General features: G+C 55.6%; 15 protein-coding genes. 4 read left to right on the forward strand and 11 right to left on the reverse strand.

What is annotated here, in order from left to right; all coding sequences use genetic code 11:
- Window positions 1-372: 372 nt before the first annotated feature.
- The 6 genes from rodA to VNX88_13800 form a co-directional block, all read right to left on the reverse strand.
- Window positions 373-1,467, reverse strand: coding sequence for a rod shape-determining protein RodA (gene rodA, locus VNX88_13775; protein ID HWY69734.1), 1,095 nt, complete (start codon window positions 1,465-1,467; stop codon window positions 373-375).
- The gene (gene mrdA, locus VNX88_13780) at window positions 1,467-3,548 is read right to left on the reverse strand and encodes a penicillin-binding protein 2 (protein HWY69735.1); all 2,082 of its coding nucleotides are present in this window, start codon (window positions 3,546-3,548) and stop codon (window positions 1,467-1,469) included. The genes rodA and mrdA overlap by 1 nt, the downstream gene beginning before the upstream one ends.
- 143 nt (window positions 3,549-3,691) lie before the next feature.
- The gene (mreD, locus tag VNX88_13785; protein HWY69736.1) at window positions 3,692-4,210 is read right to left on the reverse strand and encodes a rod shape-determining protein MreD; all 519 of its coding nucleotides are present in this window, start codon (window positions 4,208-4,210) and stop codon (window positions 3,692-3,694) included.
- Complete coding sequence (gene mreC, locus VNX88_13790; protein HWY69737.1) at window positions 4,210-5,475, reverse strand: rod shape-determining protein MreC; 1,266 nt, start codon at window positions 5,473-5,475, stop codon at window positions 4,210-4,212. Before mreC ends, mreD begins: the two co-directional genes overlap by 1 nt.
- Window positions 5,476-5,723: 248 nt before the next feature.
- Window positions 5,724-6,788, reverse strand: a complete 1,065-nt coding sequence (locus tag VNX88_13795; protein HWY69738.1) for a rod shape-determining protein — start codon at window positions 6,786-6,788, stop codon at window positions 5,724-5,726.
- 163 nt (window positions 6,789-6,951) lie between these two features.
- Window positions 6,952-8,214: a FecR domain-containing protein gene (locus VNX88_13800; GenBank protein HWY69739.1), complete on the reverse strand. Its 1,263-nt coding sequence runs from the start codon at window positions 8,212-8,214 to the stop codon at window positions 6,952-6,954.
- A gap of 354 nt (window positions 8,215-8,568) precedes the next feature.
- Here VNX88_13800 and VNX88_13805 point away from each other — a divergent pair, with 354 nt between their 5' ends.
- From VNX88_13805 to VNX88_13820, 4 genes are all read left to right on the forward strand, one after another.
- Window positions 8,569-10,062, forward strand: coding sequence for an aldehyde dehydrogenase family protein (locus tag VNX88_13805; GenBank protein ID HWY69740.1), 1,494 nt, complete (start codon window positions 8,569-8,571; stop codon window positions 10,060-10,062).
- Window positions 10,063-10,160: 98 nt separating this feature from the next.
- A complete protein-coding gene (gene ald, locus VNX88_13810) occupies window positions 10,161-11,276 on the forward strand; it encodes an alanine dehydrogenase (protein ID HWY69741.1) in 1,116 nt (371 codons plus the stop codon).
- Between the two features lie 309 nt (window positions 11,277-11,585).
- Window positions 11,586-13,808: an ATP-binding protein gene (locus VNX88_13815; GenBank protein HWY69742.1), complete on the forward strand. Its 2,223-nt coding sequence runs from the start codon at window positions 11,586-11,588 to the stop codon at window positions 13,806-13,808.
- Between the two features lie 312 nt (window positions 13,809-14,120).
- Window positions 14,121-15,476 carry a sigma-54 dependent transcriptional regulator gene (locus VNX88_13820; GenBank protein HWY69743.1) on the forward strand — a complete coding sequence of 452 codons (1,356 nt, stop codon included), beginning with the start codon at window positions 14,121-14,123 and terminating at the stop codon, window positions 15,474-15,476.
- Window positions 15,477-15,574: 98 nt separating this feature from the next.
- On the opposite strand, the gene VNX88_13825 is transcribed toward VNX88_13820, so the two are convergent.
- The 5 genes from VNX88_13825 to VNX88_13845 form a co-directional block, all read right to left on the reverse strand.
- A complete protein-coding gene (locus VNX88_13825) occupies window positions 15,575-16,192 on the reverse strand; it encodes a UbiX family flavin prenyltransferase (protein ID HWY69744.1) in 618 nt (205 codons plus the stop codon).
- Window positions 16,193-16,227: 35 nt separating this feature from the next.
- Complete coding sequence (gene purB / locus VNX88_13830; protein HWY69745.1) at window positions 16,228-17,565, reverse strand: adenylosuccinate lyase; 1,338 nt, start codon at window positions 17,563-17,565, stop codon at window positions 16,228-16,230.
- A 163-nt stretch (window positions 17,566-17,728) separates the two neighbouring features.
- Window positions 17,729-19,969 (reverse strand): oligopeptide transporter, OPT family, encoded by a 2,241-nt coding sequence (locus VNX88_13835; protein ID HWY69746.1) that lies wholly within the window; start codon window positions 19,967-19,969, stop codon window positions 17,729-17,731.
- Window positions 19,970-20,213: 244 nt separating this feature from the next.
- Complete coding sequence (gene trxA, locus VNX88_13840) at window positions 20,214-20,627, reverse strand: thioredoxin (GenBank protein ID HWY69747.1); 414 nt, start codon at window positions 20,625-20,627, stop codon at window positions 20,214-20,216.
- 698 nt (window positions 20,628-21,325) lie between these two features.
- Entirely contained in the window at window positions 21,326-22,738 is a 1,413-nt protein-coding gene (locus tag VNX88_13845) for an MBL fold metallo-hydrolase (protein HWY69748.1), read from the reverse strand.
- Between the last annotated feature and the right edge of the window lie 7 nt (window positions 22,739-22,745).

A 22,745-nucleotide genomic window follows, 5' to 3' on the forward strand; every position in this document is an offset into this window, starting at 1 on the left:
ACAACGAGGTAGGTGCGGGATTCGAAGTCCTGCAGACTGTCGACTCTTCGAATTTTTGAACCTATCGCGATCATGCTCGCGGCCTGGCTGAAAGGACTTGTGGCCACTGTACCCAATCCGCAGTTGCGAATCTGGCCGGGCCGTTAACCTGTCCTTCTACAGCGGTGAAACTCTTGGATCCTCTCCGGCTCGTCTCTCGATTGCCGGCGCCCTCAACTTCGTGGAGGGCAAACGTAATATCGTTGGCGTCCCGCTGGACGCTAACCCCGGTCAGCTCATGCTGTTCGGGTAAAACAGAAAACTTGGTGGTCCGCAGCAGCGGACAATTGTCCGGCCTTGCCCGGACGTCTGAACTTCGTTTAATTAATCCGCCTAGTTCACGAATCTACGCATTCGGATGTTATTCACGATGCCCAGGGCTAAAAACGTGAACAAGACTGACGATCCGCCATAGCTCATCAACGGTAATGGGATGCCTGTAACAGGCATAAAGCCAACAACCATGCCCACGTTGACGAGAATATGAAAGACCAGGACCGCTACTACTCCCATAATTATCAGAGTTCCAGCCCGGTCGGGTGCGGTTTGTGCGTTCTGAATCAAACGCATCAACACGATGAAGTATAGCAGCAGGACGATCAAACAACCTACAAAGCCGTGCTCCTCGGCATAGGCAGCGAAGATGAAGTCGGTGTAGGGAATCGGAATGAATGCCCCCTGCGTCTGGCTACCCTTCAACGCCCCCTTACCGGTCAGTCCACCCGAACCTACGGCGATGAGCGACTGCTGAATCTGGTACCCCGAACCCCGCGGATCGGCTTCTGGCTCGCTAAAACTGGTTAAACGGGCTTTCTGGTATGGCTTAAGGCCCCAACGCCACACCGGATAAATCATCACGGTTCCGAGTAACAGGATGCCGACAGCATGCTTAACCTTGATGCCGCCAAGGAAAAGTGCGCAAATCAAGACTGGAACATAGGTGAGCGCCGTTCCAAGATCCGGCTGTTTGAGCACCATCGCCATCGGAATTCCGGCGATCAGGAACGACTTCACGATGTCTCGCAGCGTGACTTCCCGCCCTGCCAAGTCGGAGAAGTACTTGGCCAGAGCCAAAATGAGCACGATCTTGATCCATTCCGAGGGCTGGAAGTGCTGACCTCCGGGCAGCTTGATCCAGCGCTTGGCGCCAAGCACGCGGGCACCAATGACAGCCACAGCTACTAACGACAATATTGAGGCGCCGTAGAACCAGTGAACGTTCTCGAGCAGGGCTTGATAGTTCACCATGCTTACGAGAAACATGAGGAATAGCCCGGCGATAATCCAGTAAATCTGCTTTTGCTGGAAGCCGATGAACTTTGTCTGCCGGGTAGCGCTATAGATTTCAAGCACGCCAATACCGGAGATAATGAGTACAAAGGCGAGCAGCACCCAGTCAAAATCGCGAAATGAGATAAAGCGACGCATCAGTGGACACTGGCCAAATTGATAGCGGAGCGCCGTGCGCTTCCGCCCGGTGAAGGCATCGATGCACCCCTCAACTTGGGAAGCGGCAGATTTTTCTGATCTTCGATTGCCAACGACTTCGCTGGGCGAGGGCGCCCGGCGCTCCGGTCTGTTACGAGCTCCAGAGTTCCGGCCTGCATGCGATCGGAGACGCCATCTTCGGCTTTTCCGTCACTCCAGATGCCGGTGAGTTCGATAGGGTGTCCATTCTTGTCGACGGCTGCATAATTCTCGTCGTGCCGTACACGGCGTTGCTTATCGACAAAGGCTTTAATGATGGGTGCAACCAATCGAGCGGCTAGCCTTCCATGCTCCCCGCCTTCAAACAAGATCGCGACCACAATGTCCGGATTGCGCCTCGGAGTTAGCCCCACGAACCAGCCGTTCTGTTTGAACTGGTCGCCCTTGGCACCGAGCGCTTTCCTCTTCGCCAAACTGACTAACTGCGCGCTACCGGTCTTTCCTGCAAAGTCGATTCCCGGCAGGTGGGCGCTGGGAGCGGAGCCGCCCACATTCACCACTTCAGCCATCGCGTCAGTGATGGTGAGCCAATCCTGCTGGCGGATATCGACGCGTTGTACCTGCTTGTCACGTCTAGCTACTTCGACGTACTGCGACGGAAGATCATCAGGAAACGCGACGTGAGGTTGAACCAGCCGTCCGCCGCTGGCAATGCCTCCAAGGGCCCTCGCGAGCTGCACCGGCGTTGTGGCTACGGCGCCTTGTCCGATGCCGACCGAGATAGTCTCACCGGCGAACCACTTTTGCTTGAAGAGCTTCGCCTTCCACTCCTCCGACGGCATTACACCCGCAACTTCCTGGGGAAGATCGATGCCCGTCTTCTGCCCAAGTCCGAATTGCCGCGCATATTTCGAGATGCGGTCAATGCCGAGCTTTTCCGCGAGAGTATAGAAGAACACGTCGCAAGACTGATAAATAGCCTTTGGCAATTCAACGTTGCCGTGTCCGCTCGGCACCCAGCAACCAAAGCGGTGTCCGTAGAAGACGGCACTGCCGCTACAGTGCACGTGCATTGTTTGCGCAATGTTCTCCTGCACTCCTGCCACCGACATGATGACCTTGAACACCGATCCCGGCGCAAGCTGTGCCTGAATGGCCTTGTTCAGAAGCGGCTTGGCCGGATCCGAGATGAGGGCATTCCATTCCTTGTTGGTGATGCGAACTGAGAACGCGTTGGGATCGAACGTCGGCCTGCTCACCATTGCGAGAATCTCACCCGTGTGCGGATCCATCGCAATCACGGCGCCATTATGGCCTTCGAGAGCCTGCTCCGCAGCCATCTGGATGTCGAGATCGATGGTCAGCTTGAGTGAGTGACCCGCTATTGCCGGATCCGTGCTCAGCCTCCCCACTTCTTTCCCATGGCTGTTCACCAAAGCACGGCGCGATCCGTCCTTCCCGATGAGAATCTCGTTATAGAACTGTTCGACGCCACTCTTTCCTACAACAGCACCTGGCTGATAGGCCTCGTACTGCGCCGAATTCAGATCTTCGTCACTTACTTCGCCCACGTAGCCGATCAGGTGCGCCAGGAATCCGTTTTTGGGATAAAGACGGCGATGCACCATAATCGTCTCGAGTTCAGGCAGTTCATCGCGATGGGCTTCAATGAACGCTTGCTCATCCGGTGTGATGTCGTCCTTGAGAAGGAATGGAGCGCTCTGATTGTCTGCCATGCGCCGTAGTCGGTCCCGAATGTCATCCTCGCGCATATGCAGTCCCGTGGCGATTTTCGTGATGTCGGCGGCGTTGTCTTTCGGCACCTGCTCGCGAATTAGCAGGGCGGAAACAGAAGGATAGTTATCGACAAGGATGCGGCCTTCGCGATCGTAGATCTTGCCTCGCGGAGCGAGTATGGGCACTTTGCGGATGCGGTTCTGATCGGCAAGACTGAGATATCGTTCACTGCCACGCACCTGGAGATTCCACAGACGAACAACCAGAATCGCGATGACGAGCAGAATCACATACTGGACCGAGGCCAGTTTGATTGACGGGATCTTATCGTCGCGATCGTACATTCACTTCAACTTCTGAATCGGGAGGGAAACCGCAGAGCGGAGCCGTCCCTATATTTTATCCAACTACTCTGCTTAAAGGATGCACGAATGACACAAATCCCTACCTAGTACATTACGAACGGACTAATACGATGGCCTGAGTCTCAGCGCTGCTTCGCTCGATCCATAAGCGCGAAGAGCGGCACGGCAACAATGGCATTCGCCAGCGCCGAACTCAGCTCGTGCAGGGTGCGCCAGTCAGCAGGTATCCCCAGCAGGTGCCGACTAACGATGAAGTAGATGCCATCATGCAGGAAAGTAAAAAAGAACATCATGAGGAAGCGCGAACCGGGATTATCAACATCCACCTTGAGGCCGATGGACGAGGCTGCGTATCCCGCGATGGTTTTTGAGATCCCATAGATCCCGATGGGAAGATGCGTGAGCGCGTCCTGCACCAGGCCAATCGAACAGCCGGTCAGCATTCCCGCCAATTGATTACGGCGGGAGACGGCGAAGAACACCGTAACCATGAGCGGGATATCAAACAGCTTCAGAAACGAGAATCGGGATGAGACGTAAACCTGAAAGAAGATCGCCAATAGCGGAATGCCGATCGTAGCAAAGGCGCTAAACCTGTGGACCTCTATCTCCTCGCGCGAAGTGTAAGTAATTGTGGCCACTAGCGCGGGTTCTCCTGCGGTTGCGCGCTTTCAGCGGGCATGGTGGGTTTAGGTTCGGCGGGCTCAGTGGTAGACGGCGCTTTAGGCTTTTTCGCCTCTGAGGTAGGCGATTCAGTTCCATTTGGGGCCGGGGTCGTACTTTGCCTTGTCTCCGCCGGAGTTTCTCCGGGTTGGCCACCAGGATTGTTAGTCGAAACGGGCGCTGATTGCGAAGCAGGAGTAGCCTCGGCCGGCTTCTTCTTTGTCGCAGGGCTCCCTGCGGAGACTACCGCATTTGTGGACGGTGTCTTGTTCGCGTAAAGGGCACTGGTCGGAGGCGGCTCAGCTCCCTTCTTGTCCGGGGCCTTGGGGGTCACCGTAGGCAGCCGTTGTGCAAGAATATCCGCCGCCCTTACTGGACGCGGTCCCTCTTGGTATTGAGGCTCCTTCTCGCTTACTTGCGTGATAACGAGGACCTCGTCAACTTTGTCAAGATTCGCAGAAGGCTTGACTCGAACCAGCATGAACGGGCCACCCTCTGGATCTGGGGCGGTGCTTTGCACGGTCCCGACTGGAAGGCCAGACGGATAAATCTGGTCGCCTCCCGAGGAGACAACCGTCTCGCCCGGCTCAATCTTCTCGTCGGCCATGATATGCATGATTTCCGGGATGCCTGAAGACGTTCCCCGCATGACTGCTCGCAGGCGGGATCGTCCCAGCATCACTCCGGCACCCGAACTGGCATCGTTGATTTCGAGCACTTGCGCGCTTCGCGAAAACACTTTGTAAACCTTGCCTACGATGCCTTTAGGAGTAATTACCGGCATGTCGATCTTGATGCCATCCTTTGTTCCCTTATCGATAGTGAATGCGCGCGAACGGTCCGTGCCAGTGCTTCCAATTACCTGTGCAGCCACTGTCTGGGCAATGAATTTCTGTTTGAAACCAAGCAGCGCCTGTAAGCGGCGTGCCTGGCCGGCATCCTCAGCGAGACTCACCTGTTCCAGCCGCAGACGGTCGAGCTGCGCTTTCAACTCTTCGTTTTGCGCCCTAACATCGCGCAGATCGATGTAGTTCGTCCAAAGATTACGTATACCGCTCCCTATAGAAGTAATTGCCTTTTCACCCGGTACGAAGATCTGGACCACCCAGGCGCGCACCAGGGACATGGACTCTCCCGTCGCGGTGTCCGGGCGACGAACTTGCGTAGCTAGAACAATGACCTGTGCCATCAGCAAGAACAGCAGCACGGTCACGTTCCGGTATCTTGTGAAGAAGTTTTCCATCTAGATCAATTATTTCACCACGGAGACACGGAGACACGGAGAACAGTGAAAAAGGCGCTTCGCGTTTCGAATTTCAGGTTTCGGCCAAGCAGGCAGCAAACCTATGGCAACCACGCTGCAACCAATCTGGCTTTGCCGAAACTCGAAACTTGAAACCCGAAACGCCTCGCTGGAACCACAGTCATTCGGGATCCACTCTTCCCGATCTTCTCCGTGCCTCCGTGTCTCCGTGGTGAAATCCGATTTAACTACTCGATCGAAATCTTGCGCAACAGCTTGAAGTCGCTGAGCATCTTGCCCGTTCCCAGCACTACGCTAGCGAGGGGATCATCGGCAATCGAAACCGGCAGTCCCGTTTCCTCGCGAATACGCTTGTCCAGGTTCTTGAGCAGTGCCCCGCCACCAGTGAGAACGATGCCGCGATCGCTGATGTCGGCGCTCAACTCCGGAGGCGTACGCTCCAGCGCCACGCGAATCGCGTTCATGATCGTCGAGACGCATTCGCTGAGGGCCTCGCGGATTTCGCTGTCGTCCACCGTTGCTGTCTTGGGGACACCCTCAATCAGGTTCCGGCCTTTGATCTCCATCGTGAGCGGCTTGTCCAGGGGGAACGCGGAACCAATTTCGATCTTGATCTGCTCGGCCGTGCGCTCGCCGATCAGCAGGTTATATTTGCGCTTCAAATAATTCATGATGGCTTCGTCCATCTGATTACCCGCCATGCGCACCGATCGCGAGTACACGATGCCAGAAAGTGAAATCACGGCGATGTCAGTGGTTCCTCCGCCGATGTCGACCACCATGTTTCCACTCGGTTCCGTAATGGGAAGTCCAGCTCCGATTGCGGCCACCATTGCCTGTTCAACCAGGTGAACTTCGCTGGCTTTCGCGCGATACGCCGAGTCCATGACCGCGCGCTTTTCTACTTGGGTGATCTCAGAAGGAACGCCAATCACGATGCGCGGATGCACCATCATCTTGCGGTTGTGCGCCTTCTGAATGAAGTAGTTCAGCATCTTCTCAGTGACCTTGAAGTCGGCGATTACGCCATCTTTCATCGGCTTGATGGCTACGATGTTGCCGGGCGTGCGGCCCAGCATCTCTTTGGCTTCCTTGCCGACGGCCTCGACTTCGCCAGTGTTCTTGTTAATGGCGACGATCGAGGGCTCGTTGACGACGATGCCTTTGCCTTTGGCATATACCAAGGTATTGGCCGTGCCCAGATCGATGGCAAGGTCGCTGGAGAACATGCTGAACAGTGAGCGCAGACTGTGACTGCGCGAATTTTGTGAGCCAAAACCGTTCGACGACATGAATGAACTTCTTTCTATCTTTCGGTTATTGCCGCTGTATCTTTTTGCCTGGATCCATTACCGGACGCCGGAGCCAGGATCAGATTTTCGCCGTCTGAATCGGTTGAGCGGACTACCTGAAAATCAATTTACTTTCGGGCTCTTACACGGAGAGCCATGGGCCCTACTGCACTACGATCTTCTTTGTCTGGGTGCTTACTCCACCCTTCGCATTCTGCGCTGTTACTGTAATAACGCTTTCCCCTTGCGGGAGCGGAGGCGTGTAATACCGGAAGGTGCCATCTCCGCCGACCACCGGAACTTCTTCGCCGTTTACCATCACGCGGGCGGCCGGATCCGTTTTGCCGCGAACTTCAATCACATGTCCGTGCTGCACCAGCGGATCAAGTTCCAGTGCGAGCCCTGCATTTGCCGCTTTCGCGATAATTGTGAACTTGTTGTGTTCGCTTTCTACAGATTCCCTGCCTTGCGGATCCACCGATTGCACTGTCCAGTAGTATGCGCCCTCTGCCAGTCCGGCCGCTCTAAATTGCGGCATGACCAAGGTTTTGTCTTCGACTAGCTGCGTGAAATAGGGATTCTTCGAGAGCCTCAAGTGGTACTGCCGCGTGTTCTGCATCGGGGTCCAGGTGAAATCAACTTGCCCTTCGTCCTTTGCCGCGAATACCGGCAACATATTTGCTGGAGTGATCAAGGTGGGGGGCCCAACCTCTTTGGCCCTGGTCATCTTGACGTCTTCGGCCTTGAACGAAACTCTTTCATAGCTGCCCAGGCGAACTAGTTCGCCATTACGCAAAACGCTGCCCGAACCCTGCTTCAGCAGGATCGAGTGATCATTGTTACGATTGTCGTTGTGCACTTGCGCCGAGCTCTCAGGCGCGAGGCTCGCGGTAGCGCCGGCTACGGTCACCCGCGAGCTGGAGCCCTGGGAGTACGTTGCGGTCGCTAAATCCACAGTGCCGGTTGTTACCTGCACAGCAACCTGTGTTTGCTGAGCCTCGTTAGTTGAGTTTTCCTCGATGACAATCAACGAATCCTGCTTGATCGTGTAGTTGCTGCCATCGGCAAACACAATTTTGGCGATTCCTTCGGGTCCGGTCTGAACTACGTCACCCCTGTTCAGCGGAAGATCGTAGCTTGCGTTTGCCCATCCGCTGCTGTTGTTTCTCTTTACGCGGACCGTGCCGTCAATGTTGGTGAAGTGCGCCTGCTGCTGCCCGGTCTCTTTCGCGAGTGCTCGCGTCGGAGAATCCAGATGCAGCATTTCCACCAGTTCGCTGACCAAGGCTTTCGTTTGCTGCGGAAAAAGGAAGTAGCTAACTGCGCTCACTAACGCGACGATCAGGAGAATGGCAAGCAGTACGCTCCGGTACGTGACCGTGATGTACTGGATATAGCTCCTCTCGTCTTTGGGCTTTGGGGACACTCTTATCGCTTGACTTTTCCGATGGATTCAGAGGGAGAGTACCACAAGAAAAAACCCTATCAAATGGGCGAAACCCTTAATAGTCACCAAAGTTTCAATACAAAACCTTATGTCGGAAGGGTGATGTACGAAGGTAACGGAAGTAGCATTCAGCACTCAGCATTCAGCCAGCAGACCTTTTCGTCGTTGCGCAGGAGCAGGGAGCATCGGGGCCTGCTTTGTGCCTGACGGTAAGGTTTTGAAATCCCAAACAGCGAGCTACTCCATAGCCGCTAATCGGCTGAATGCTGAGTGCCGAGTGCTGCTTCTGATACGATTAAGAGTTTTGCATTCCTTCCCAGGACTTCCAGCTAGATGCCCGCAAAAGTTTATAAGAACCTGATCGGAGGCGAGTGGGTCGAATCGCGCTCCGGACAAACATTCGAGAATCAGAATCCCGCGAACGTCAAGGACGTAGTTGGAATCTTCCCAAGATCCAATAAGGACGATGTAGACGAGGCGGTTCAGGCTGCCACAAGAGCCTTCGAGCGCTGGCGGCTTACTCCTGCTCCTCGCCGCGGAGAGATGATCTATCGCTGTGCGCAGATTCTTCAGGAGCGAAAAGAGGACTACGCGCGCGACATGACTCGCGAGATGGGAAAGGTTCTCAAAGAAACTCGCGGCGATGTCCAAGAGGCCATCGATACCGCCTTCTACATGGCAGGCGAAGGGCGGCGTCTCGACGGACATACAGTTCCTTCCGAACTCCCCAACAAGTTTGCGATGGCAATGCGTGTGCCTCTCGGCGTAGTGGGAATGATTACGCCCTGGAATTTTCCGATGGCGATTCCGTCATGGAAGATTTTCCCTGCGATCATTTCGGGAAACACCTGTGTCATAAAGCCGGCGGAAGACACGCCACTCTCGACGGTTAATCTGGTGCGCGCTCTCATGGACGCGGGGCTTCCACCGGGAGTCGTCAACATTGTCCATGGTTACGGTCCTGAAGCTGGCGCTCCACTGCTCGAGCACGAGGACGTCCGCGCGATCTCGTTCACGGGATCGAGCGAAGTCGGCCGCATCATCGGCCAGGCGGCCGCACGCAATTTCAAACCGTGCTCACTGGAAATGGGCGGAAAGAACGCCATCATCGTGCTTAACGATGCCAATGTGGATTTGGCTATTGATGGCGCCCTCTGGGGAGGCTTCGGCACAACCGGTCAGCGCTGCACAGCCGCCAGCCGCGTGATCGTGCAAAAGGGCGTCTACAACCAGTTCGCCGACAAGTTCGTGAGCCGTGCGAAAGCGATGAAGGTTGGAGCAGGCATCGACGAACAGAGCGACATGGGCCCCCAAATCAACCAGCAGCAGATTGAGACGACGCAAAAGTATGTCGAGATTGGCAAGAATGAAGGCGCAAAACTGCTGACCGGCGGGAACCGCATTACTTCCGGCGGCCTTGGCGACGGATTTTTTTGGGAACCCACGATTTTCGGCGATGCGCACGGAAAGATGCGAGTCGCCCAGGAAGAGATCTTTGGTCCCGTGGTTTCGCTGATTCCAACCGACAGTCTCGAGCAGGCAGTCGAGATTTCAAACGGCGTGGCGTATGGTCTTTCCTCGGCTGTGTACACGCGCGACGTGAACAAAGCATTCACGGCCATGCGCGATCTGCAAACGGGAATCACCTACATCAACGCGCCAACCATTGGCGCAGAAGTGCACCTGCCGTTCGGGGGCACGAAGGCAACCGGTAACGGACACCGCGAAGGCGGCATCGGCGCAATCGATTTCTATACGCAATGGAAAGCGATCTACGTGGATTACTCCGACCGTCTGCAACGCGCACAGATTGATACAGGGGAATGAATGATTCACCACGGATACACGGAGTCACGGAGAACAGCAGCGGCTTTCCTCCGTGACTCCGTGTCTCCGTGGTGAAAAATGATTTTTCGAGGCATACGATGATTATTGGTGTTCCGAAGGAAGTAAAAGATCACGAAGCAAGAGTGGGCATCGTGCCCTCCGGCGTGAAGGCGCTGGTCGAAGCCGGCCACAAGGTTCTGGTTGAGACCAAAGCTGGCGAACTTTCATCCATGCCGGACCGGGATTACAAGCAGGCAGGCGCTGAGATCGCCAGCTCGGCGGCAGAGGTATGGAACCGAGCCGAAATGGTGGTCAAGGTCAAAGAGCCAATTGAACAGGAAGTGCAGTTCTTCCGCGAGGGACTCGTGCTCTTCACCTATCTGCATCTGGCTCCGATTCCTGACCTGACGGATCATCTTCTCAAGAAAAAGGTAGTTGGCATCGCCTACGAAACGGTCACGGACCGTAGTGGCACGTTGCCGCTGCTCACACCAATGTCTGAGGTTGCAGGACGCATGTCCGTCCAGGTTGGCGCCAGCTATCTCGAGCACGAGAAGGGCGGCCGCGGCATTCTGCTAGGCGGCGTTCCCGGAGTGGCCCCGGCGAAGGTCATGATCATCGGTGGTGGCATCGTCGGCATCAACGCAGCCAAAATCGCTCTTGGCATGGGCGCCGATACGACGATCATCGACATCAATCTGAATCGCCTGCGAGAGCTGGATGACATCTTCAATGGGCAGGTTCGCACTCTAGCGTCGAACTCCTATACCATTGCGAAGTCTTGCGCCGAAGCCGATCTCGTGATCGGAGGCGTCCTGATTCCTGGCGCCGCGGCTCCGAAGTTGGTAACTCGCGAGATGGTGAGCCACATGAAACGCGGCGCAGTAATCGTTGACGTCGCCATCGACCAGGGTGGCTGCATCGAAACCGCTAAGCCAACCACCCACAGCAATCCGGCATACACAGTGGATGGAGTGGTTCACTACTGCGTGACGAACATGCCGGGCGCAGTGCCGCACACTTCTACGCTCGCGCTAACCAACGCAACCTTCCCCTATGTGCTGAAGCTGGCCAACCAGGGCGCAAATGCGGCGATCAAAGCTGATCCAGGAATTCGGGAAGGCGTGAATACCTTCCACGGACATCTCACATACTCAGCCGTGGCGGAGTCCCAACGAAAGCCGTTCAAGCCAGTAAAAGACCTCGTGGCCTAAATGGTAGAGACGCATCATGCTGCATCTCTGCGAAGCGGCTTGGGGCATTATCAGTATCTGTAAAGCAAGAACAAGAACACGGATTGAACGGATCTAACGGATCGGACGGATAAAAACGAACTTGTGATTTCCATGATCCGCTATTAAGAAAATCACGCGGTATCTGACGACTCCATAACCTGATCACGAAATCGCCCGAGTTGGGTGTATCCGTCCGATCAGTCGATCCGTCCAATCCGTGTTTTAGCTTTTGCTTCAGACGGAAGTTCGTAGCCCCTTCCCAGCCGCCCTATAATTTCAGCAGCACCCGTGCCAGCCACCAACCCCAAACCAGTCGAGCGCAAGGCCCTCATCATAGGCCTTGGCATAGCTATCTTCGTCCTCTTTCTAGTGCTCGCCTCGCAGCAGGCGTTCAATCTGACCTTCCTGAACCCCGGCGGAGCGCAGCAGACCGTTCTCCTCACGGCACTCTCCGCCCTTGTCTTTCTGCTGTTCGTCGCGCTCACGTTCGTGTTGCTGCGCAATCTACTCAAGCTACTGGCAGAGCGCCGCGTTGGCGTCCTCGGCTCCAAGTTCCGGACGAAGATGGTTTTCGGAGCGCTGCTGATGTCGTTTACGCCGGCGCTCTTTATGTTCTTGTTCACTTATCTTCTGACCAACCGGTCAATCGATCGTTGGTTCTCGCGTCCGGTACAGAACCTGCGTGAAGGCTCGGAGCAAGTCGCAGCGCTGCTCGTTGACTATGCAAACGCGAATGCCCAAGCCGAAGCAAAGGCTTTGGCAGCCAATTCCCGCATTCAGCGAGCTTTCGAGGTCGGTGATTTTGCCGCAGTTAATTCCGTACTCCACGAGGAAGAACCAGCCCTGCAAGACGGCTTTGCCCTTGCGTTGCACGGACATGTACCGGTGGCTTCAATTAATCTCCCTACGGAGTGGGAAAAAATTGGGCCGCCCCTTGCCGAAGCGGTTGCAGCGAGTCGCCGGTTTGCCTGGGGGAATTCGATTTACGCGGTTGCACAAAGCGGTGCGGGAAGAAACGGCGCAATCATCGTGGCGATTCCCCTGCCGGCGAGCTTCGATGCCACGATGCAGCAAATTGCTGAAAGCCAGCGCAACTATCAGGAACTCGCCACTGCGGGAAAAGCGGTACGCCGTGCATACATCCTCCTGCTTCTCCTGATTACCGCGCTCGTGCTGTTTGCCGCTACGTGGCTTTCATTGTTTATTTCCAAACTGGTAACTCGACCTGTTGCTGCTCTTGCCGAAGCGACTCAGGAGCTCTCACAAGGACACTTCTCTTATCGCGTAGCGGTAGCTGCCGCGGACGAACTCGGAGAGTTGGTAGCCTCCTTTAATCGCATGGCCGCCGACTTGGAAGAGAGTCGCACAAAGATCGAGCAATCCTCGCGCGAACTCGAGAAGGCAAATGCGAACATTGAACACCGACGCCGTCAGACCGAAATCATCCTCGAGAACATTCCCACCGGCGTGCTTTCTTTGGACGGCTCGGGAAGGGTTCGCCACGCGAATCCCGCATTTGTTCGCCTACTGAAGTTCCGCGATCAATCTTCCGCGAATGCTTCCTCGGAAAATTTCGAAGGCGCTTCCTTACGGGACATCTTTGGCCCCGAGATCGCAACGCAGATGGTTCACCTGATGCGCAAGGCTGACCGGATGGGGACGACCACGAGCCAGTTTGAGCTGCAGTCGGGCGGCGGCAGACTCAACGTTGCGATAACCGTCGCATCCATGCGCTTCGACCGCCAACGGCTCGGTTATGTAATGGTGTTCGAAGACTTCACAGAATTGTTGCGCGCGCAAAAACAGGCCGCCTGGCGCGAAGTAGCGAGGCGCGTGGCGCACGAGATCAAGAATCCACTTACGCCCATCGCGCTCTCGGCAGATCGCATTCGCCGGCATCTAGAGCGTGGGACTCCTCCGGACAAGAATTCTATGGCGGTAATGTCAGGCTGCGCCGACACAATCACGAATGCGGTAGAAACCGTTCGTCAACTGGTCGATGAATTCTCCACGCTCGCCCGATTTCCGACGGCGCAACCTCGTCCCAGCGAAATCAACGCAATCATCGAAAGCGCCTTGCAACTATTCAGTGGGCGCCTCGATGGAGTGACAATTCGGACTCATCTCGCTCCAGAGTTGCCGGTCGTCCTGGCCGATCCCGAGGCCATGAAGCGGGCCATTGCCAATCTCATTGACAACGCGGCTGAAGCTCTTCACGATTCGCTCGTTCGCGAGATCTATATTTCCACATCCCTTGTAGAAAGCCGTGACTCAGTAGAGGTCGTAATCGCGGACACCGGCCACGGAATCACCGACGATGTGAAAGAACGGCTGTTCCTGCCCTATGTCTCAAGCAAGAAAAGAGGCACAGGCCTGGGACTGTCGATTGTGAGCCGCATCATGCAAGAGCACAACGGCTCGATCCGCATCGAAGAGAATCACCCAGTAGGCGCTCGTTTCATTTTGGAACTGCCTATGGCAGTGGAGGCTGCGACCCCCGTGAGTTCATGAGCCTTATGGAAGTCAAAGACTCGAACACGGATTGAACGGATTTGACGGATCGGACGGATACATTTTCCCGGGGAGTGCGGAATGAAGCATGAAGACCTAACCGAGAAGTTGATCGGAATTCACTACACTCTGGAAAACGAGTTCGGTCACTGATTTCTTGAGAGCAGTTATCGCCGAGGGTATAGAGAATTAGTACAAGACCCAGGGTGCATCCGCTGCAGCAGGTTAGCCAGCAATTGGTTCATCCGTCCGATCCGTTAAATCCGTTTAATCCGTGTTCTGCTTTTCCACCTGTAAAATCCTTCCTTACCCATGAACTCTATTCTTGTAGTCGATGACGAAGCCGACATTCGCAAATCGTTGCGCGGCGCATTGGAAGACGAAGGCTTCAAGGTCGACACGGCTGAGAGCGGCGAAGCATGTCTGGAGACGCTGAAGGCGCGTTCTTACGATGTCGTTCTTCTGGATATCTGGCTGCCGGGAATCGACGGCCTGGACACGCTCGAAAGAATCAAAGAACACGAGGATCCGCCAGAAGTCATCATCATCTCGGGGCACGGCACGATTGAAACCGCCGTTCGAGCCACCAAGCTCGGAGCCTTCGATTTTTTGGAGAAGCCGCTCTCGCTGGAGCGGATGCTGATCCTGATTAAGAACGCAATGGAGGCGCGGAAGCTGCGCGGTGAAAACCGCGAATTCCGCAAGCAGCTCGAAGCCAAGAGTGTCATCGTCGGCGAGAGCGTTCCTACGAAGGCTTTGCGCCAACAGATTGGATTGATGGCGCCAACCAATGGGCGCGTCTTGATCTACGGCGAGTCCGGAACGGGAAAAGAACTGGTCGCGCGCGCCATTCACAACCAGAGTCTGCGTCGCGATAACGTATTTACCGAAGTAAACTGTGCAGCGATTCCTGAAGACTTCATCGAGCCGGAACTGTTCGGATACCGAAATTCGGCGGTCTCAGGCGAGGCTGCCGAGAAGATCGGGACGTTTGAACGCGCCGACGGCGGAACGCTGTTCCTCGACGAAGTTGGCGACATGAGCCTGAAGACTCAGTCAAAAGTTCTGCGCACTCTCGATGAACAGCGCTTCACCCCGGTAGGCGCCGCCGATCCCATCACCGTGGACGTGCGCGTAATCGCTTCAACCAACAAGAACCTCGAAGAGGAGATCGCCAGCGGTAACTTTCGCGAAGACCTCTTCTATCGTTTGAACGTTATTCCGTTCTATGTACCTCCGTTGCGAGAGCGCATCGAAGATGTTCCCCTTTTGGCAAAACACTTCATCAGGGAATTCTCCTCACGTTATAGCCGGCGTACGAGAGAGATTACCGACGACGCAACCGAAGCGCTCATGAAGTACTCCTGGCCGGGTAACGTCCGCGAGTTGCGGAACGTAATCGAACGCATCGTAATTATGAATCCCGGAGCAACAAAGCTGGAGCGCAAGCACCTCCCGCCGCTCGTTTATCGCGACGGATCGCGCCGTAGCTCGACTCCAGAATTCTCGTCGTTACAGCAGGCGCGCGCGGCCTACGAGCGCGATTACATTCTGAAGAAGCTGGACGAAAGCAAAGGCAACATCAGTCGTGCCGCCGAGATTCTCGGTCTCGAGCGCAGCCACTTGTATCGAAAGATGAAGGCGCTGGGGATTTCAGTGAAGGAATAAAGTAGATACGCAGCATGCTGCGTATCTATTGATGCCGCTGCGGCTTTCTTCTCATTCGTTTGTTGGTCCCGAAAAAGGAACTGAGCCATTTGAGCTGCTCAGTGAGACTTCCATTGATAGGCGCCCTCCTGCTGCAATCCAAGATGCGCCAACACCCGACAAGCAAACTGCCGAGCCATCTCCTCTAGCGATTGAGGCAGATTGTAAAAAGTGGGAATGAGTGGATACACGGTAGCGCCAGCATCGGCAGCCCGATACATATTCCTGATATGGATCTTGTTCAGCGGCGTCTCGCGCACGCACAGCACCAGAGGACGCGCCTCCTTGAGACAAACATCTGCCGCGCGTTCGATCAAATTTCCCGCTAGACCGTTGGCCACGCGCGCCAGCGTTCCCATGCTGCAGGGAAGAACGATCATTGCGTCGGTAGGATAAGAGCCACTAGCTACATTCGCGCCGATGTCACTATTGCCCTGTTGCTGTATCTTTCGGCTCCTTTCACCCAGTAGCTGGGCAACAAGATCATTGCGGCCGCGAATTTGGAGCTCCTCGGCAAAGACTCGAAGGGCATTGTCAGACGCGATGAAGTTAACAGTTGTAATTCGGGAATCAGCTTCCACGGCAGTGAGCAGCTCGCGCGTGAAGATCGCACCGCTTGCACCAGTTGCAGCAACCGTGAGGTTATGAGGAAGGTCCGGCATACCGGCTGGAGGCATTCAAAATAGCAGATCGCATTCGAACAAGCGCGACTCTAGCTGCTTCCTTTCGCGGTTTTCTCTGTGTCTCCGTGTCTCCGTGGTGAAAAAACCCGCTTGAAGATTCCATCCACGTTGCCAAGCTGACGCTTCAAATCGAACGCACTCTCCAATTGTTGTTCGGAGAGTTTGCCGCGAATTTCAGGATCGCCGCGCACAGCATCGCGAAAATTGTCGCCATTCTTCCAGGCTTCCATCGCATGCTTCTGCACTAAACGGTACGCGTCTTCGCGTGACATGCCAACTTCAGCGAGATCGAGCAGCAGTTGCCCGCTAAAGATCAAACCACCGCTACTTTCGAGGTTCTTGAGCATGCGGTCCGGATAAACCAGCAAAGTGTCTATCAAATGCGTGGTCTTGTGGAGCAGATAATCGACAAGAATCGTCGAATCGGGAAGGATAATGCGCTCGACCGACGAGTGTGAGATGTCGCGCTCATGCCATAGCGGCACATTTTCCAGCGCGGCTTGAGCATTCGAGCGAACGACGCGCGCGAGTCCACTGATCTGCTCGCACGTAATCGGATTGCGTTTGTGCGGCATCGCCGACGAACCCTTCTGCTTTTCGCTGAAGTATTCTTCCGCCTCGCGCACTTCGGTACGCTGCAGGTGGCGTATCTCGACCGCAATCTTGTCCAGAGTGCTCGCAATTACCGCCAGAGTGGCGACGAAGAACGCATGCCGGTCGCGCTGAATTACCTGGCTGGAGATTGCAGCGACCTTTAATCCCAGCCGCGCGCAGATTGTTTCCTCCAATTCGGGAGTCAAATGCGCCAGAGTTCCCACCGCGCCGGATATCTTTCCGACACGCATGTCCTCAGCCGCGTGATCAAAACGCTCGATGTTCCGCTCGATCTCCGAAAACCAGTTGGCTAATTTCAGGCCAAACGTAGTTGGCTCGGCATGGACGCCGTGCGTTCTTCCAATGGTTGGAGTGTTCTGAAACTCAAACGCGCGCCGCTTGAGGACGGTCTTGAGGGCCTCGAGATCGTTACGAATAATGAGAAAAGCATCGTGGATCTGCAGCGCCTGCGCTGTATCGACAACGTCATTCGAGGTGAGACCGAAATGCAACCAGCGGGATTCAGGACCTACCTTTTCCGCCACCGCCGTGGTGAACGCAATCACATCATGCTTCACCTCGGCTTCGATTGCGCGAATCCGCGACAGGTCGAAGTCGCCGCGATCCCGAATGGCTTTCGCGGCCGATTGCGGCACCATACCGGCCTCGGCAAGGGTCTCAGTGGCCGCAATTTCGACCTTTAACCAGGCGCGAAAACGGTTTTCTTCGCTCCAAATGCGCCCCATTTCGGGTCGCGTGTACCTTGCAATCAAGTTTTTGTGTCCCCGAAATGAGCTGGAAACGCCTCTTATCTGCCCTGAATACGACTAAAAGCATAGCGTAGAACTTCACCCTGTGACACAGCCGGCCTCGGCCGTGAGGGTGTGATGGCATGCAAACTACACAGGCGAGAGCGCCTGTCCCAAGAGCAACGCGCTATTTCCTCTCCGGAACACGCTCGGCGCTCTCCAGCGGCTTGCGCGCGTAGTGATACAGCGACCATCCGAGCACGAGAAAGGTAACGACAGCGACCACGTTCAAGGCAACGGGTCCAAAGCCCATGGCAGGCAAACGCGAGCTGATGTCCAGCGGGTTGGGTTTGTCTGCGCCGAATATGAGCTTTATCCCGATACCGGCGAGACCCATAATGCCGCCGGCAGCGATTAGGCCACTGGCAAACAAAGAGCCGGGGCTTACTTCGCTCTCAGCCGGTGTTTCTCCGGCGCGCTTGGCCGCGGAGTCAACCAGCCAACGCACTGCGCCGCCGGCAAAGATCGCGAGTGTGGTTCCGATCGAGAGGTACGCGCCGACAGCGAAGGCAAGCGAGCGAATTCCCAGAAGCTCGACAACTATGACCAGGAATACCCCGAGCATCACCAGTCCCCAAGGCAACTTGCGCGTGAGAATGCCGTTGATTACCGTCGACATTAGCTGCGCCTGGGGCGCAGGCGCCTTCTCGCTGCCAATGCCCTGAATCCATTGCACTTCAATCTGTCCCGATTTGGGATTGTAGAGGTATTTGCCGCTAGCTATCTCGGTGGAATTAATCGAATTGAGTACATAGTAATCGTGGCCAGGGAGGGTCACGGCTTGTCCTTGCGCATCGCGGTAGCTGAAGCGATCGCGGGCGAAGGCGCGCTGCCCATTCGTTTCCTCAATGCTGACTCCCGGCGGCAGGTGACCGAGATCCACCTGCTTTAGCAGCGGGCGAAACTCCTCAAGACCCTTGTTCATCCCAGTCAGCGTGTAACCGACGGCGAAGGTTGAGATCGTGACTCCAATCAGCAAGGCCGCCTGCTGCCACTTGGGAGTCGCTCCAATCAGATAGCCTGTTTTCAAGTCTTGCGAAGTATCACCGGCATTCGATGACGCGATGCACACGACTCCTCCGATGGTCAGCACAAGAGCGCCGAACGCGGGAGCTGTCCAGCCCAATGCCAGGAAGATCGCGGAGGTGGCCATGAGGGTTGCGATCGTCATTCCCGAAACAGGATTGGCTGAGCTGCCGATAAGGCCGGTAATCCGGGAAGAGACCGTAACGAACAGGAACCCAAAAATGACGACAAAGATTGAGGCAACGATGTTGGCTAAGAGCGAGGTCTGCGCGCCAGGGACAGGCTTAAATGTGAGGAACCCCCACATCATGATGATCAGCAGCACTGAGCCTCCGACGGTTACAGACAATGGCAAATCGTCTTCTGTACGCAGGTTCGAGCGCTCACTCTTGTCTCCGCCCAGTTGCTTCATGCTGGTGCGCAGGGCAGACACGATCGTCGGCATCGTCTTCAGCAGGGTAATCAGTCCGGCGCAAGCCACAGCGCCGGCACCCATAGGTCGAACATAAGTGCGCCAAAGATCGGTCGGCGACATCTGCGAAATCGGCACTGTACCGGGATAAATCGGAGTAGCCATTCCTGCGCCAAAGAAGTGGATCGCTGGCATCAACACAAGCCACGAGAACACGCCTCCGGCGAGCAGGACTCCGGCGACTCGCGGCCCGATGATGTAGCCCACACCCATGTACTCGGAGGTCGTGTTCGCACGAATCGAAGCGCCGGCATATTGCTTAATGTCCCATGTCGGCGTGCTCGGCCAGGCCGAGAGCAGATTCTCATTTTGGAAAAAAGTGTAGAGCGCTCCCAGACCTAGTCCCCAGAAAACGCGGCCCGCGAAACTGCCACCTCGGTCTCCCGCGATGAGAACGTCCGCGCAGGCTGTTCCTTCGGGATAGGTGAGAGTGCCATGCTCCTTCACAATCAATTGGCGCCGCAACGGAATCATGAAGAACACACCGATGAGTCCGCCTACCAAGCTCAGCAGGAAGATGCGAGCGACCTCCAATTGAAATCCCAGAAAGATAAGGGCGGGTAAGGTGAAGATCACGCCGGACGCAACGGATTGTCCAGCATTTCCAGTGGTCTGCACGATGTTGTTTTCGAGGATCGTGGCGCGGCCAAAGGCGCGCAGAATGCTGATCGAGAGTACCGCGATGGGAATTGAGGCAGAAACTGTAAGGCCAGCACGGAGGCCAACGTAGACCGTAACACCGCCAAAAAGAATGCCGAAGATAGAGCCGAGAATCAGCGCACGCGGGGTGAACTCCTTGAGTTTCGCATCAGGAGGCACGTACGGTTCAAACTTCGCATCCGGGGTTTTGGGTTCAGTGATGGTAGCCAAAGCTCATCCTCCCGCGCGGAAGCTGGTACCGTGCTGTTCCGGCGACCGATGATTCTAAGGGGAAACGAGGAAAAGCAATAGTGGCAGTAGGGACGCAGCATGCTGCGGGTGGGCGGCACTTCTTCTGGATGGCGAACTTCGTTTGGATCTCTTAAAGCTGCTGTGTCTCTAAAACGAAAAGCGCGCCAGCAAACGGCGCGCTTTCTGAATAAGTCAATCTGAACTCACTAGCTAAGCAGCTCTCTTACACATGCTTGTCCAGTGCCTTTTGAATCGTGTCCTTGGGAACGTACCCCACGATCTGTTCTGCCACTTTGCCATCCTTGAAGATCAGCAGTGTCGGAATTCCACGGACGCCGTAACGCATTGGTGTTGCGTTGTTAGCGTCAACATTCATTTTGTAGACCTTGGCCTTACCGCTGTATGCCTGCGCCACTTCGTCGACCACTGGCGACAGCGCCTTGCATGGCCCACACCAGGTCGCCCAAAAATCCACCATTACCAGCTGGTCCGACTTGAGCACGTTCTGCTCGAAGCTTGCGTCGGTAACCTCCAGCACGGCTCCTGCCGCCGCCACCGGCGCGCCATTGTTGCTGGAGCGCGTAGCATCCTTCTCGGTCGTGGGCGTCGTGGGTGCGCCTTTTGTATCTATCGCCATTGAATTTCTCCTGATCGGAAATAATCAACCCCAATCCTAGCATCACACCGCGGGATTATCCGACCAACATAATAGATGACGGCAAGACCGAGAAAGTAGCAAGTGCCCCGGAAGCCCTTGCTGTGGTGCAACATACGGGCTCGCTGTGGGCAAGCCCAAAAATTAAAAGCGCCTGCCGGCCCGAAAGCCGCAAGCGCCCGGCAGCCCTCCCCCAGAACTGCCTTCGAAAAGGAGAATATTGTGAGTCTCTGCCCCTGTAAAGACCTCTGTAGTAACTTCGTGGTAATCGCAAAAAGTTACCCAGTTGTGGAATTGCATCTGGCTGAAGCGTCAGGACTTGACCCTGAAATCTACTAGCAGCGGTAGGGGATCAGGGGCCAAGGAGCGAAAGGCCGTTTCGCACCACCCGAAAGCGCAGGTTTTAAGGCGGGATCGAAGTGAGTTTCGAGTAGATTTTCGCCAGCCTGGGTAGGAGTGCTGTCTGACCTCAACACTGTCATCCTGAGGCCCGCCGTTGGCCGAAGGACCTCCCGCGATGATCGGGACAAATATGCTGTCTGGTGGCTTTTCTACGAAGATCCTCCCTGAAAAAGCCAGGACACAGCAACGGACTTGATTCATTCCGGGAGGTCCTTCGCCAAAATCGGGACTCAGGATGACAATTCTTTAGCTTTTGCGGCATTCTCCACAATCTGCTGTTAGGCGATCTCCACTTTCTGCAGCCACTGCGCCACGTCGACTTTCCAGCCGAGCTTTTGGGTAAGGGCATCGCGCAGCGCGGTCGCGGCCTGCGGTTCGCCATGAACCAGATATGTTTGGGATGGTTTCTGCTTGAATGTCGAGAGCCATTCCAGCAGCTCAGGTGTATCGGCGTGATCGCTGAACTGCTCCAGCGAGGCGATCTGCGCGCGCACGCGAACGTCCTCGCCGAACATTTTGATCGAAGCTGCGCCGGCCTTGATGAGAGCTCCCCGTGTGCCCGGCGCCTGGAAACCGATGAAGATCACAGTGTTCTTCGGATCGGGAAGGCGATGAATCAGATGGTGCACGATGCGTCCACCGGTGACCATGCCACTTGCGGAGATGATGATCATCGGAAAGTGCGCATCGTTGAGCTTGCGCGAGTCTTCTTGTTTTTGGTCGAAGAAAAAGCCGTCCCATTGAAGGGGAGATCCGTAGCGGGCGATCAAATCACGCGTGCGCGCTGTGTATTCCTCGGAGTGCTTCAGGAAGACCTGAATGGCCGAGATGGCCATGGGACTATCGATGTGCACTGGGATCTTCGGAATCTGCTTCTCCTCCATAAGCTCTTTCAGGAGGAAGAGAAGCTTTTGCGCACGCTCTACGGCGAAGGCGGGAATTACCACGGTGCCGCCCCGCGCAGCCGTATCCGAAATCAGCTTCGCCAGCTCCGGACGAACGTCGCTCGTCGGGTGCAAACGATTCCCGTATGTGGACTCCATCACCAGTGTGTCGGCGGACTCACCTTCTCGCGGGCCGGAATGCTGGACCTTTCCCGGAGATACCTCATCATCGTGCACGCGGCCGATATCGCCGGTAAACAGCAGCTTCTTGCTCGCGCCATTCATCGTTAACGTGATCTCTACCATCGATGAACCTGCAATATGCGCAGCCGGCACAAAACGAAACGTAAAGGCCGGGCTGAGCTGTGTGGGTTGGTCGAAGGGGACAGGCTCGAAGTATTTGAGGGATTCCTGGGCTTCGGCAAGCGTGTAGAGAGGAAGCGCAGGATCATGCTTCGACGTCTTGTTGCGATTGTAGTGAGCTGCATCTTCTTCCTGAAGATGTCCTGAATCGGGAAGCAGAATGCCGCAAAGATCGATCGTCGCCGGGCTGGCGTAAATCCTTCCGCGAAAGCCTTGCTTTACCAGCCTCGGAATCCATCCAGAGTGATCCAGGTGTGCGTGCGTGAGAATAACGGCATCGATCTCATTCGCTGGAATGGGCAACGGCTGCCAATTGCGTTCGCGCCACTGTTTGAGTCCCTGGAACAGACCGCAGTCAACTAATACCTGGAGATTCCCGGTGTTGATGAGATGTTTGGATCCCGTAACGGTACCGGCGGCGCCGAGGAATTGTATGTAGGCCATTCAGCTT

It is taken from the genome of Terriglobales bacterium (assembly GCA_035567895.1).
Lineage (GTDB): Bacteria > Acidobacteriota > Terriglobia > Terriglobales > Acidobacteriaceae > Gp1-AA112.

Bases quoted from the DNA above. Each gene is read 5' to 3' on its own strand.
- VNX88_13805 (HWY69740.1), top strand. From the start codon at position 8,569: ATGCCCGCAAAAGTTTATAAGAACCTGATCGGAGGCGAGTGGGTCGAA.
- rodA (HWY69734.1), bottom strand. From the start codon at position 1,467: ATGCGTCGCTTTATCTCATTTCGCGATTTTGACTGGGTGCTGCTCGCC.
- VNX88_13820 (HWY69743.1), top strand. From the start codon at position 14,121: ATGAACTCTATTCTTGTAGTCGATGACGAAGCCGACATTCGCAAATCG.
- VNX88_13845 (HWY69748.1), bottom strand. From the start codon at position 22,738: ATGGCCTACATACAATTCCTCGGCGCCGCCGGTACCGTTACGGGATCC.
- VNX88_13825 (HWY69744.1), bottom strand. From the start codon at position 16,192: ATGCCTCCAGCCGGTATGCCGGACCTTCCTCATAACCTCACGGTTGCT.
- mrdA (HWY69735.1), bottom strand. From the start codon at position 3,548: ATGTACGATCGCGACGATAAGATCCCGTCAATCAAACTGGCCTCGGTC.
- trxA (HWY69747.1), bottom strand. From the start codon at position 20,627: ATGGCGATAGATACAAAAGGCGCACCCACGACGCCCACGACCGAGAAG.
- mreC (HWY69737.1), bottom strand. From the start codon at position 5,475: ATGGAAAACTTCTTCACAAGATACCGGAACGTGACCGTGCTGCTGTTC.
- VNX88_13795 (HWY69738.1), bottom strand. From the start codon at position 6,788: ATGTCGTCGAACGGTTTTGGCTCACAAAATTCGCGCAGTCACAGTCTG.
- ald (HWY69741.1), top strand. From the start codon at position 10,161: ATGATTATTGGTGTTCCGAAGGAAGTAAAAGATCACGAAGCAAGAGTG.